This is a genomic window from Micromonospora sagamiensis (assembly GCF_014680085.1).
GTDB classification, from domain to species: Bacteria; Actinomycetota; Actinomycetes; order Mycobacteriales; family Micromonosporaceae; genus Micromonospora; species Micromonospora inyonensis.
Genome location: NZ_AP023438.1, coordinates 4485378 through 4498266 on the forward strand (window position 1 = coordinate 4485378; position 12889 = coordinate 4498266).

Below are 12889 nucleotides of genomic sequence, written 5' to 3' on the forward strand. Positions count from 1 at the left end.
CCGGGCGGGCGGGATGGACCGGCTCTCGCCCCCACCCCGCATGATGGGTGCAGCAGGAACCCGGCCGTGGACCGCATCATGGAGGTCGGCCGACGACGACAGGAGTGAGGTACACGGTGGACCCGCTCGACCGCATCGACGAACTGATCGCCATGGTGGAGACTGCCCGTTCCGTCCCGATGTCCCGGAACAACTGCATGGTCGACCGGGGAGAGATGGTCGCCGCACTCGACGAGCTGCGCGCCGAGCTCCCCGCCGACCTGCGCCGGGCCGCGGCGCTCCTGGAGGAGCGGGACAAGATCATGGATGCCGGTAAGCGGGAGGCCGACCGGATCATCAGCGAGGGTGAGGCCGAGCACGCCCGACTGGTCTCGGTCAACGAGATCACCGTCTCCGCCGAGCACGAGGGCGCACGGATCATCGCCGAGGCCCGCGCCGAGGCCCAGCGGCTCCGGGAGGAGGTCGACGACTACGTCGACACCGCGCTGGCCAACTTCGAACAGTTCCTGACCCGGGCCCTCGCCTCGATCGAGCGCGGCCGGGACAAGATGCACGCGCTGCGGGAGATCGGGACCTTCGGAGGCGACGACTCGGAGCGCCCGCTAACCTTCTGAGCGGCACCTCAGCGGCCGGCCGGGGTGCGACTGGCTGTCGCCCCCGGTTCGACGGTGGGGCGACGGTCCAGGTAACCTCTTGTGTCGGCCTGTCCACGGCCGGAGTCTGACTATGCCCAAGCACTCGCCATCGCACCTCGACCCCAGGTCGCCGCTGGTCCTCGACACGAGGGAGCTACCGCGCCGGCCTGGCGCTCTGCGTACGGTCAAGCGGGTGGCCCCGGCACCGGCGGACCTCGGCGTGGAGTTGATCAGCGTGCCGGAGGGCGCGGACCTCGACCTCGACCTGAGGTTGGAGTCGGTGTCCGAGGGCGTGCTCGTCTCGGGGACCGTCTCCGGTCCCGTGCGGGGTGAGTGCGGCCGGTGCCTCCGGGAGATCAACACCTCCATGGCCGTGACGATCCAGGAGCTGTACGCGTACGAGAACAGCACCACGGACGCCACGACCGAGGAGGACGAGGTGGGCCGGATGCAGGGCGATCTGATCGACCTGGAGCCGGCACTGCGGGATGCGGTGGTGCTCACACTGCCGACCAACCCGCGCTGCCGGGAGGACTGCCCAGGACTGTGCCCCGAGTGCGGGGTGCATTGGGACGAGCTGCCGGCCGACCACAGTCACCAGCAGATCGACCCGCGTTGGGCGGGCCTGTCGCAACTGACCCGTAAAGAGGAGTAGGAACCGTGGCCGTCCCGAAGCGCAAGATGTCGCGCAGCAACACCCGGTCCCGCCGGGCGAACTGGAAGGCGGCCGTGGTCGCGACCGTGGCCTGCCCGCAGTGCAAGTCGGCCAAGCTGCCGCACGCCGCCTGCGGCGTCTGTGGCACGTACAACGGCCGCCAGGTTCTCGAGGTCTGACCTGGACGCCGGGTGACGCCTCCGACCTCGGGTCGGGTGGCGCGCACGTCCTGGCGATCGCCCGGTGCACCGGCTCCCGACGTCGCCGGCCGGGAAGCCCCGGCCGGCGCTCCGGCGGAGCCGGGCACCGCGCGGATCGCCGTCGACCTCCTCGGCGGGGATCATGCACCCGCCGTCGTGGTTGACGGCGCTCTGCGGGCCCTGCGCGCCGACCCGGACCTGCACCTGCTGCTCGTCGGCCCCTCCGAGGTGGCCGGCGGGCTCGTCGGCGTGCTCACTCCGGAGCAGCGCAGCCGGGTGACCGTGCGCCAGGTCCGGCACGCCGTCACCATGGCCGACCAGCCCACCCGCGCGCCCCGGGCCGCCACCACCGTCCGTGCGGCGGTCGCCGCGGTGGCCGAGGGCACCGCGGACGCGGTCGTCTCCGCCGGGTCGACCGGCGCCACCGTCACCGCCGCCGCGCTCGGCCTCGGCCGCTGGCCGGACGTGCGCCGACCGGCCCTGGTCGCCACCCTGCCGGCGGTCGCCGGCCCGGTGGTGCTGCTCGACGTCGGCGGCAACCTGGAACCCCGGAGCACCACCCTCGCCCGGCACGCCGTGCTCGGGACGGCGTACGCCGCGGTCGCCCACACGATCACCGGCCCCCGGGTCGGCCTCCTCTCGGTCGGCACCGAGCCCGGCAAGGGGGACCGGCTCCGCCGGGCCGCGGACCCGCTCCTGGCGGCGCTGTCGCTGCCCTGTGACGGCCGGTACGTCGGCCTCGTCGAGGGCTACGACGTCGCGCTCGGCGGGCGTGCCGACGTGGTGGTGACCGACGGCTTCACCGGTAACGTGCTGCTCAAGGCGGTCGAGGGCGCGTACGCGATGGCCGGCGGTCCGCCGGAGGGCGGTGGCGCGCCCCGGGCCGCGGCCCTGCTCGGCGTGGCCGGGACGGTGGTCGTGTGCCACGGCTCCGCGGCCGGGGAGGACGTCGCCTCCGGTATCGCGCTCGCCGCCCACCTCTGGCGGTGCAACGCCACGACCCGGGTCGCCGCGCTGCTCGCCGCCGGTCGCCCCGCCGACACTTCCGACCGCACCACGCACACCGAGGTGATCCCATGAACAACGACAAGCGCCGCCGTGCCCCGGTGGGCCATCTGGAGGCGGCCTTCGGGGTGTCACTGGATCCGGAGCTGCTGGAACGCGCGCTGACGCACCGCTCGTTCGCGTACGAGAACGGTGGCCTGCCCACCAACGAGCGGCTGGAGTTCCTCGGCGACTCGGTGCTCGGGGTGGTGATCACGACCGCGCTCTTCAACAACCACCCGGACCTGCCGGAGGGGCAGTTGGCGAAGCTGCGGGCCAGCGTGGTCAACATGCGCGCGCTGGCCGACGTGGCCCGAGGGCTGGGGCCGGAGGGTCTCGGTCAGTACCTCCTCCTCGGCAAGGGTGAGGAGGCGACCGGCGGCCGGGACAAGGCCAGCATCCTCGCGGACACCCTGGAGGCGCTGCTCGGCGCGATCTACCTCCAGTACGGCCTGGACATCGCGGCGGAGGTCATCCACCGCCTCTTCGACCCGCTGATGGCCGAGTCGGCCGGCCGGGGAGCGGCACTGGACTGGAAGACCAGCCTCCAGGAGTTGACCGCCGCGCTCGGCCTGGGCGTGCCGGAGTACCGCATCGAGGGGACCGGCCCGGACCACCTGAAGACGTTCACCGCCTGGGTGGTGGTCGCCGGCAACCGGTACGGCGGCGCGGAGGGGCGCAGCAAGAAGGAGGCGGAGCAGCGGGCCGCCGAGTCGGCCTGGCGCACCCTCACCGAGCAGGCCGAGGCGGACGCCGCCGCCGGCACCGCCACCGCCGGGAGCACGGACGGTGCCCGGACCGCCGACGGTGCCGCCGCGCCGGCCGAGGGCCGGACCGATGCCGCAGCTGACGGTGCCGTCGCGGTCACCGTCGCCGAGGCGGTCGTGGCCGGCCCCGGCGTCCCCGACGGTCGGATCGCGGCCGACGACGGCGTGGACGGCCGGATCGCGGCCGACGTCACCGGGGAGGCCCATCCGGAGCCGGGCCGTGCCTGAACTGCCCGAGGTGGAGACGGTCCGGCAGGGGCTGGCCCGCTGGGTCACCGGTCGACGGATCGACGCGGTGCAGGTGCGCCACCCCCGGGCGGTACGCCGGCACCTGCCCGGCGCGGCGCACTTCGCGGACGTGCTCACCGGCCGGACCGTGCGGGACGTCCGGCGGCGCGGCAAGTACCTCTGGCTCCCGCTCGACAGCGGGGACGCGATGGTCGGGCACCTCGGCATGTCCGGCCAGCTCCTCGTCCAGCCCGCCGACGCCCCCGACGAGCTGCATCTGAGGGTCCGGCTCACCTTCGCCGACGACGGGCCGGAGCTGCGCTTCGTCGACCAGCGCACGTTCGGCGGCCTCGCCGTCTCCGCCGGTGGGGCGGAGCTGCCCGGCGAGATCGCGCACATCGCCCGGGACCCGATGGACCCGGACTTCTCCGACGCCGGGTTCGTGGCGGCGCTGCGACGGCGGCGTACCGAGGTCAAGCGGGCCCTGCTCGACCAGACCCTGATCTCCGGGGTCGGCAACATCTACGCCGACGAGGCGCTCTGGCGGTCCGGGCTGCACGGTGCGCGTCCTACCGACGCGTTGACCCGTCCGGCCGTGACGCGGCTGCTCGGCCACGTCCGGGACGTGCTCGGCGAGGCGATCACGGTCGGCGGCACGAGCTTCGACGCGCTGTACGTCAACGTCAACGGCGAGAGCGGCTACTTCGACCGGTCCCTGAACGTCTACGGTCGCGAGGGTGAGCCGTGCCGGCGGTGCGGTGCGCCGATCCGGCGGGAGCCGTTCATGAACCGGTCGTCGTACAGTTGCCCCCGCTGCCAGCCCCGTCCCCGCGCCGTCGTACGCGGCTGACCCGTCCCGACCCGGGGCGAACCGCCGGCCGGGACGGGACGTCGGGCGGGACCGGTCAGCCGGGCGTGCCGAAGACCTGCGTCCAGTACGGGCCGTTGCTCCGCGCGACCCCGACGCCGATCTCGGTGAACGCGCAGTTGAGGATGTTGGCCCGGTGGCCGGCGCTGTTCATCCAGGCCGCCATCACCGCCGCCGGGGTCTGCTGGTTCCAGGCGACGTTCTCGCCGTAGCCGCGCCAGTCGTAGCCGACCCGGGCGAGGCGGTCGCCGACGTCGCTGCCGTCGCTGCCGGTGTGCGACATCTTCTGGTGGGTGGCCTGGTCCTCGCTGTGCCGCTGCGCGGCGGTGGTGAGCTTGGCGTCGACGCTCACCGCGCCGCAGCCGGCCTTGGCCCGTTCGGCGTTCACCAGGGCGACGACCTGGGCCTGTTCGGTGCCGCCGGTGGCCGGTGCGGCGGCGGTGGTGGCGCGGGCGGTCGGGGTCCTGCTCCGCTCGACGGTGCGCCGCGACGGGGCGGTGGTGCGGCTCGGGGCCGGCGTCGGCCGGACGCTACGGCTCGGTGCGGGGGTCGGGCCGGCCGTCCGGGGGGACGGGCTGGTGCTGGCCGACGTCGAGGGGGACAGCTCGGAGCCGGGCAGCGGCGGTGCCACCGGCACATCCTCGGCGGCCACGGTGGCGGGCGGCGCCTGGTCGTCGCGCACCAGCACCGTGCCGATTCCGACGGCCACCACGAGCGTGGCCGCCGCGGCGGTACCCACGATCAGGAACGGGCGGGAGATCCGGCGACGTGACCGGTGGCGACCGTCGCCGGCCGGTGCTCCGGGGGCCCGACGGTGGGCCGGGACGTCCATGCCCGGCCCACTCAGGACCGGGCCGCCCGGCGGCCCGGCGTGCTGTCCCTCGCCGGTCCACGCGTACCCGGTCGGTCGCTCACCGTGCCGGCGGCCGGCGTGCGGCCCGTCGTGCCAGCCGGCGGTCGGTCCCTCCGGCTCGTCCCCGAACAGGTACGACGAGCGCGGCATCGGGCGACCGTTGTCCCAGTACGGCGACTCCTCCGTCGGCGGTTCGGGGCGCCGGTCGGCGCCGTCCGGTTCCATCGGGTCGGTCCAGCCGTACACTCCGGTGCCTCCACGGGGTCGGGTTCACGGGCCGGGGTGACGCTACGTGGCCGCTCTGAGCAGCGGCAATGCCGCTAAGGAAGAGTTAAGGCGAAACCGGCTCGCAAGGTAACCGATTCGACACCCTACGGAGTTACAGTGGTCCGGTCCGGACACTGTCCGTCCGTGCCTGGCGGCGATCCGAGTGATGCTCGGGTTGGCACGGTGATGATCCACGGCCTGCGGGAACTTGACGAACGAGGGGTTGGCGGCTCAATATATAGGTGTCGCCAGTCGCGCCCAGTCATGCCCGAAGTTTCCTCGGGGTGGCAGCCGCGAACCAGTGGGCGCGCGTTGGCCGGCCTTTCCGGCAGCGCATATCAAGGAGTCAAAATGGCGAAGGCCCTGTACGGCCACGTTGGTGCGGCGTCCGATCGGCGCCTGCTCGACGAGGTCACCCGGCTGCGTGCCAGGGTTCAGGCACTGGAGTTCGAGATCACGCGTCTGCGGGCCGAGAACGATCGGCTCGCGGCGGCGGCGGCGGAGACGGACGACCTGCTCCGGCTGGCCGAGCCCGCGCTGACCTGATCCCCGGTTTCCGGACAACTGAATCGCAGCAGAAAGAAAACGCGCGCCGACACATTTGTGCCGGCGCGCAGCTCTGTGCACCGGTCGTTCACCGTCCGTCCTCCGGTCCGTCGCGGGGTGGGTCGCACACCGGGACCCGCCCGGCACCGGGTTACTCTGCGGGTTGACCAGGTCCGCGCGGCCCACCACGGCACGGCAACCGAGCCCGGCGCGGCAGCCCGCGACGGTACGGCGGCCACCGGACGAGGATCGAGAAGGTGCATCTCAAGAGCCTGACGGTGAAGGGGTTCAAGTCCTTCGCCTCCGCCACGACGCTCAAGCTGGAGCCGGGCATCACCTGTGTGGTGGGGCCGAACGGGTCCGGCAAGTCCAACGTCGTCGACGCCATCGCCTGGGTGCTGGGCGAACAGGGCGCCAAGGCGCTGCGGGGCGGCAAGATGGAGGACGTCATCTTCGCCGGCACCGCCGCCCGCGCCCCGCTCGGCCGGGCCGAGGTGACCCTCACCATCGACAACACCGACGGTGCGCTGCCGATCGAGTACACCGAGGTCTCCATCACCCGCCGGATGTTCCGCTCCGGCGAGAGCGAGTACGAGATCAACGGCGACTCCTGTCGCCTGCTCGACATCCAGGAGCTGCTGTCGGACTCCGGCATCGGCCGGGAGATGCACATCATCGTCGGCCAGGGCCGGCTCGACGGCATGCTGCACGCCAAGCCGGAGGACCGGCGGGCCTTCATCGAGGAGGCCGCGGGCGTCCTGAAGCACCGCAAGCGCAAGGAGAAGGCGCTGCGGAAGCTCGACGCGATGCAGACAAACCTCAACCGGCTCACCGACCTCACCGCCGAGCTGCGTCGCCAACTCAAGCCGCTGGGCCGGCAGGCCGAGGTGGCCCGGCGGGCCGCCGCCATCCAGGCCAACCTGCGCGACGCCCGGCTGCGCCTGCTCGCCGACGACCTGGCCACCCTGCGCGCCACCCTGGACCGGGAGATCGCCGACGAGGCCGCCCTGCGGGAGCGCCGCGAGCAGGTCGAAGAGGAACACACCCAGGTGCAGCAGCGCCTCGGTGAGCTGGAGGCGGCGCTGGCCGAGGACGCGCCGCTGCTCGCCGCCGCCCAGGACACCTGGTATAAGCTCTCCGCCCTCTCCGAGCGGTTCCGGTCGATCGAGCAGCTCGCCCGGGAGCGGCTGCGCCACCTCAGCGCCACCCCCGACGACGAACGCCCCGGCCGCGACCCCGACCAGCTGGAGGCGGAGGCGGAGCGGGTCCGCGAGCAGGAGGAGGAGCTGCGCGCCGCGCTCACCGACGACCAGGTCCGACTCGCCGAGGCGGTGGAGCACCGGCAGGAGCTGGAGCGGCAGCTCGCCGCCGCCGAGCGGGAACTGGTCGCCGCGGCGAAGGCCATCGCGGACCGGCGCGAGGGGCTGGCCCGCCTCACCGGGCAGGTCAACTCGGCCCGGGCCCGGACCACCAGCGCCGGTGAGGAGATCGAACGGCTCGCCGCCGCGCACGCCGACGCCCTCGCTCGCGCCGAGCAGGCGCAGGCCGAGCTGGATGCGGTGGCCGAGCAGTCCACCGAGGCGGACCGGGACAACGCCGAGCTGGACGCCCGGCACGCCGAGGCGGTCGCCGCCCACGAGAAGGCACAGGCCGGTGTCCGGGCGTTGAGCGACGCCGAGCGGGCGGCGGAGAAGGACGCCGCCACCTGGAAGGCCCGCGAGGAGGCGCTCGCCCTCGGCCTGCGCCGCAAGGACGGCGCGGGCGCGCTGCTCGCCCGCGCCGACGAGGTGCCCGGCCTGCTCGGCAGCCTGGCCGGCCAGCTCACCGTCGCGCCCGGCCACGAGGCGGCCCTCGCCGCCGCGCTCGGCGGGCTGGCCGACGCGGTCGCGGTCACCGGGGTGGACGAGGCGATCGAGGCGATGCGGCTGCTGAAGATCTCCGACGCCGGCCGGGCCGGGTTGCTGGTCGGCAGCCCCGCCGGCCCCGGCATGGACGGCTCCGCCGACGCGCTGCGCCCGAAGCTGCCCGACGGGGCGCGGTGGGCTCCCGACCTGGTCGAGTGCGCGGCGCAGCTGCGCCCGGCGGTGCACCGGGCCCTGCGCGACGTGGTGCTCGTCGACGACCTCGCCGCCGCCGCCGAGGTGGTGGCCGGCAACCCGGAACTGCGGGCGGTCACCCCGGACGGCGACGTGGTCGGGGCGTACGCGGCGGCCGGCGGCTCGGCGAAGGCGCCCAGCTTCATCGAGGTGACCGCGGCCGTCGAGGAGGCCCGGTCCAACCGGCTCGCCGCCGAGCGGACCAGCGCCGAGTTGCGTGACCAACTCGTCGAGGCGCGGGCCGAGGTGGCGGGCGCGAAAGAGGTGGTGCAGCACGCCGCCGCCGCCCGGCGGGAGGCGGAGAGCCACCGCAACGCCGCCGCCCGCCGGCTGGCCGAACTCGGGGCCGCCGCCCGCAGCGCGCGGGGCGAGACCGACCGGCTCGGCGAGTCGCTGGCCCGCGCCCAGGCGGCCCGGGAACGGGACCTGACCACCCTCGACGAGCTGGCGGAGCGGCTCCGGCTGGCCGAGGCCACCCCGATCGACGCGGAACCGTCGACCGAGGAACGCGACCAGCTCGCCGCGATGGTGCCGCAGGCCCGGCAGAACGAGATGGAGGTCCGGCTCGCGGTGCGGACCGCCGAGGAGCGGGTCTCCTCGATCGCCGGTCGGGCCGACTCGCTGCGCCGCCAGGCGAGCGCCGAACGGGCCGCCCGGGAACGCGCGGCGGCCCGCCGGGCGGCGCGTACCCGGGGCGCGGCCATCGCCCGCGCGGTGGCCGCTGGGGCCCGCGACGCCCTGACCCGGTTGACCACCTCGATCGCGCGGGCCGAGGAGCACCGCGATGCGGTGGCGGCCGAACGCGCCGCGCGGGAGGCCGAGCTCTCCGAGGTACGTGGCGCGGCCAAGCGGCTCGGCGCGGAACTGGAACGGTTGACCAGCCAGGTGCACCGGGACGAGGTGGCCCGCGCCGAGCAGCGGCTGCGCATCGAACAGCTGGAGGCGAAGGCCGCCGAGGACTTCGGACTGGACGTGGCCGCCCTGATCGGCGAGTACGGCCCAGACCAGCCGGTGCCGCCGACCCAGGCGGACGTCGCCGCGGCCGAGCGGGACGGGACGCCGGTGCCCGAGCCGGTCCGCTACGAGCGGGCGGTGCAGGAGAAACGGGCCGCCAAGGCGGAACGGGAGCTGACCCTGCTCGGCAAGGTCAACCCGCTCGCCCTGGAGGAGTTCGCCGCGCTGGAGGAGCGGTACAAGTTCCTCTCCGAACAGCTGGAGGACCTCAAGGCCACCCGCCGGGACCTGCTCACCGTGGTCAAGGACGTCGACGACCGGATCCTGGAGGTCTTCGCCAGCGCGTTCGCCGACACCGCGCGGGAGTTCCAGCAGGTCTTCACGGTGCTCTTCCCCGGTGGCGAGGGGCGGCTGGTGCTCACCGAACCGGACGACCTGCTCACCACCGGGGTGGAGGTGGAGGCCCGGCCGCCGGGTAAGAAGATCAAGCGGCTGTCGCTGCTCTCCGGCGGGGAGCGGTCGCTGACCGCGGTGGCGATGCTGGTGGCGATCTTCCGGGCCCGGCCCAGCCCGTTCTACATCATGGACGAGGTCGAGGCGGCCCTGGACGACGTCAACCTGGGCCGGTTGATCACCCTGCTGGCACAGTTGCGGGAGAAGAGCCAGTTGATCGTCATCACCCACCAGAAACGGACGATGGAGGTCGCCGACGCGCTCTACGGGGTGACCATGCGCAACGGCGTGACCCAGGTGATCAGCCAACGGCTCAACCGGACCGACGGGGAGAACGAGCGGCCTGGCCGCAGCACGGAACAGCGGCTCGGCCGCAGCACGGAGGATCAGCGGCTCGGCCGCAGCGAGGAGAATCAGTAGTGGCTCGGGAACGCGCGACGGCGCTCCTGGTGGACTTCGACGGCGTCCTGCGGCGCTGGGACCCGGCCGTGGCGGCCGGGGTGGAACGACGGTACGGACTGACCCCGGGTGTGCTCGGCGACATCGCCATGCACTGGGGTCGGCTCCAACCGGTCCTGGTGGGGCGGGTCAGTCACGCCGACTGGATGGGCAGCGTGGCGGACGCGCTGGCCGGCCGGGCGGTGGATCCCGAGCAGGCCCGGGCAGCGGTGGCCGAGTGGCAGGAGTACCGGGGCGAGGTGGACCCGGACGTGCTCGCCTTCGTCCGCGAGGTGCGCGCCGCCGGGATCCCGGTCGGGCTGGCCACCAACGCCACCGACCTGCTCGACGCCGACCTCGCCGCGCTCGGCCTGACCGACGAGCTGGACGCCGTGGTCAACTCCTCGGCCATCGGGGTGCACAAGCCGTCGAAGGAGTACTTCCAGGCGGCCTGCCAGGCGCTGCGCACCCCGCCGGAGCGGGTGCTCTTCGTCGACGACGACGACCGCATGATCAGCGGTGCCCGGGTCGCCGGGCTGTCGGCGTACCGGTGGAGCGGCCCGGAGGGGCTGCGTTACGTGCGGGCCGCGCTGGCGTACTGACCGCTGCGGTCGGGGCGGGTGGCCGCCCCGGCCGCGGCCGGTGGGCGGGTCAGTCGCCGGTGACCCCGTCGATCCGTTCCCGGATCAGGTCGGCGTGGCCGTTGTGCCGGGCGTACTCCTCGATCATGTGCACGTACACCCAGCGCAGGTTGCGCTCCCGGCCCCGGTCGGTGAAGACCTGGTCGAGGGAGCGACCCACGACGGCGGCCCGGGCCAGTTCGACCTGCCGGTGGAAGACGGCCAGGTCGGCCTCGGCGTCGGCGTCGGTCACGTCGAGGTCGGCGTCCGGCGTGGCCTCGGTGAAGTACGGGTAGTCGACCGTCTCCCCGGCGGCGTTCTCCCGGAACCAGAAGGCCTCCACCTCGGCCATGTGCCGGACCAGGCCGAGCAGGGTCAGCCCGGACGGTTCGACACTGGGCGTGCGGAGCTGTTCGGCGGTCAGGCCGGCGCACTTGAGCAGCAACGTCTGCCGGTGGTAGTCGAGCCAGCCCTCCAGCATGGTGCGCTCGTCGGCGACGTAGGGCTCGGGGGTTCGGGTGATCTGCGGTGCTCTCCAGGTCATCCGGTCATCCTGGCCGGCGCGGGTGACAACGGGCGACCGGATTTGCCGGCCGTGCCGGCCCCGGTGGCCACCGGGGCCGCCCGCTCGACCCCGGCGGCCAGCGGCTCGTTGTGCCGCCGCAGCGGCACCTCCCGGATGAAGCAGACCGCGATCAGCGCGATCAGGGCGAACGGGGTGGCGACCAGGAAGATGTCCCCGGCGCCGTGGCCGTACGCGCTCTCCACCACGGTGCGCACCGGGCCGGGCAGCGTGTGCACGTCCGGCAGGGTTCCGCCGCCGGCCGCGCCGCTGGTCGGGACGCCGAGCCGGGCCAGGCCGTCGGCGAGGAAGCCTTGCACCCGGTGGCCGAGGACCGCGCCGAGCACGGAGACGCCGACCGCGCCGCCGAGGCTGCGGAAGAAGGCGACCACCGAGCTGGCCGCGCCGAGTTCGTGCGGGCCGACGGTGTTCTGCACGGCCAGCACCAGGTTCTGCATGGTCATGCCCACGCCGACGCCGATGACGGCCATGTAGACGCTGAGCAACCAGAAGTTCGTGTCGTAGCGGAGCGTGCCCATCAGGGCGAAACCGAGGGTGAGCAGCGCCGAGCCGGCCACCAGGTACCGCTTCCAGCGGCCGGTCCGGGTGATGATCCGGCCGGTCACGGTGGAGGAGACCAGCAGGCCGAGGATCATCGGCAGGGTCATCAGGCCGGACATGGTCGGGCTCTGGCCCCGGCTGATCTGGAAGTACTGGCCGAGGAAGACCGACGCGCCGAACATGCCGACGCCGACCGCGACGCTGGCCACCGTGGCCAGCGCGATGGTGCGGTTGCGGAACAGCTTCGGCGGGATGACCGGCTCGGCCACCCGGGTCTCGACCCGGACCGCCAGCGCCCCGAGCAGCAGCGCCCCGCCCACCATCGCGGCGGTCTGCCAGGACACCCAGGCGTACCGGTCCCCGGCGAGGGAGACCCAGACCAGCAGCAGCGAGACGGCGGCGGTGATCAGGGACGCGCCCCACCAGTCGATCTTCGCCTCGCGCCGGACCACGGGTAGCTTCAGCGTCTTCTGGAGCACGACGAGCGCGGCGACGGCGAACGGCACGCCGACGTAGAAGCACCAGCGCCAGCCGAGCCAGGAGGTGTCCACGATCACGCCGCCGATGAGCGGGCCGCCGATGGTGCCGACCGCCATCACCGCGCCGAGGTAGCCGCTGTACCGGCCGCGTTCCCGGGGCGCGATCATCGTGGCCATGATCACCTGCGCCAGCGCGGTGAGGCCGCCGGCCCCGATGCCCTGGACCACCCGGCAGGCGATCAGCTGCCCGGTGGACTGGGAGAGCCCGGCCAGCACCGAGCCGAGGACGTAGATCACCAGCGAGACCTGGACCAGCGCCTTCTTGCTCGTCAGGTCGGCGAGCTTGCCCCAGAGCGGGGTGGTCGCGGTGGTGGCGAGCAGCGTCGAGGTGACCACCCAGGTGTACGCGGACTGCCCGCCGCGTAGCTCGGTGATGATCCGGGGCAGCGCGTTCGAGACGACCGTGGAGGAGAGGATCGCGACGAACAGGCCCAGTAGCAGGCCGGAGAGGGCCTCCAGAACCTGGCGGTGGGTCATCTCCACCGGGGTCGTCCGTGGGGGCGCGGCGGCCTGGGACATCGTGGGACTACCTCCGGCGTCGAGAAGTTGCGTGAGGCAACCGTAGCTTTGGTTGCCTGAAGCAACAACCTTTGGTGCCGGAGC

At 73.7% G+C, this 12889-nt stretch carries 11 protein-coding genes and 1 pseudogene; 9 read left to right on the forward strand and 3 right to left on the reverse strand.

What is annotated here, in order from left to right; translation table 11 throughout:
• Positions 1 to 116 precede the first annotated feature (116 nt).
• From IGA62_RS19750 to mutM, 6 genes and pseudogenes are all read left to right on the forward strand, one after another.
• On the forward strand, positions 117 to 614 hold the full coding sequence (locus IGA62_RS19750) for a hypothetical protein (protein WP_145819396.1): 498 nt from the start codon (positions 117 to 119) through the stop codon (positions 612 to 614).
• Between the two features lie 112 nt (positions 615 to 726).
• Positions 727 to 1290 (forward strand): YceD family protein, encoded by a 564-nt coding sequence (locus IGA62_RS19755; protein ID WP_145819395.1) that lies wholly within the window; start codon positions 727 to 729, stop codon positions 1288 to 1290.
• 5 nt (positions 1291 to 1295) lie between these two features.
• Positions 1296 to 1469 carry a 50S ribosomal protein L32 gene (rpmF, locus tag IGA62_RS19760; protein ID WP_091458307.1) on the forward strand — a complete coding sequence of 58 codons (174 nt, stop codon included), beginning with the start codon at positions 1296 to 1298 and terminating at the stop codon, positions 1467 to 1469.
• A 135-nt stretch (positions 1470 to 1604) separates the two neighbouring features.
• Entirely contained in the window at positions 1605 to 2570 is a 966-nt protein-coding gene (locus IGA62_RS19765) for a phosphate acyltransferase PlsX (protein WP_232625110.1), read from the forward strand.
• Positions 2567 to 3316: pseudogene (rnc, locus tag IGA62_RS19770) on the forward strand (ribonuclease III); the annotation flags it as partial. The gene IGA62_RS19765 and the pseudogene rnc, both read left to right, overlap by 4 nt.
• 205 nt (positions 3317 to 3521) lie before the next feature.
• Positions 3522 to 4379 (forward strand): bifunctional DNA-formamidopyrimidine glycosylase/DNA-(apurinic or apyrimidinic site) lyase, encoded by an 858-nt coding sequence (mutM, locus tag IGA62_RS19775; RefSeq protein ID WP_145819393.1) that lies wholly within the window; start codon positions 3522 to 3524, stop codon positions 4377 to 4379.
• A gap of 55 nt (positions 4380 to 4434) precedes the next feature.
• On the opposite strand, the gene IGA62_RS19780 is transcribed toward mutM, so the two are convergent.
• Complete coding sequence (locus tag IGA62_RS19780; RefSeq protein ID WP_145819392.1) at positions 4435 to 5496, reverse strand: CAP domain-containing protein; 1062 nt, start codon at positions 5494 to 5496, stop codon at positions 4435 to 4437.
• 372 nt (positions 5497 to 5868) lie between these two features.
• Here IGA62_RS19780 and IGA62_RS19785 point away from each other — a divergent pair, with 372 nt between their 5' ends.
• The 3 genes from IGA62_RS19785 to IGA62_RS19795 all read left to right on the forward strand — a co-directional run bounded on the left by IGA62_RS19785 (position 5869) and on the right by IGA62_RS19795 (position 10606).
• Complete coding sequence (locus IGA62_RS19785) at positions 5869 to 6063, forward strand: hypothetical protein (protein WP_091458317.1); 195 nt, start codon at positions 5869 to 5871, stop codon at positions 6061 to 6063.
• A 257-nt stretch (positions 6064 to 6320) separates the two neighbouring features.
• A complete protein-coding gene (smc, locus tag IGA62_RS19790; RefSeq protein WP_232624716.1) occupies positions 6321 to 9986 on the forward strand; it encodes a chromosome segregation protein SMC in 3666 nt (1221 codons plus the stop codon).
• Positions 9986 to 10606: an HAD-IA family hydrolase gene (locus IGA62_RS19795; protein ID WP_091458323.1), complete on the forward strand. Its 621-nt coding sequence runs from the start codon at positions 9986 to 9988 to the stop codon at positions 10604 to 10606. The genes smc and IGA62_RS19795 overlap by 1 nt, the downstream gene beginning before the upstream one ends.
• A 49-nt stretch (positions 10607 to 10655) precedes the next feature.
• Here IGA62_RS19795 and IGA62_RS19800 read toward each other — a convergent pair whose 3' ends face one another.
• Complete coding sequence (locus tag IGA62_RS19800; RefSeq protein ID WP_145819391.1) at positions 10656 to 11168, reverse strand: DinB family protein; 513 nt, start codon at positions 11166 to 11168, stop codon at positions 10656 to 10658.
• Positions 11165 to 12805, reverse strand: coding sequence for an MDR family MFS transporter (locus IGA62_RS19805; RefSeq protein ID WP_145819390.1), 1641 nt, complete (start codon positions 12803 to 12805; stop codon positions 11165 to 11167). The genes IGA62_RS19800 and IGA62_RS19805 overlap by 4 nt, the downstream gene beginning before the upstream one ends.
• Between the last annotated feature and the right edge of the window lie 84 nt (positions 12806 to 12889).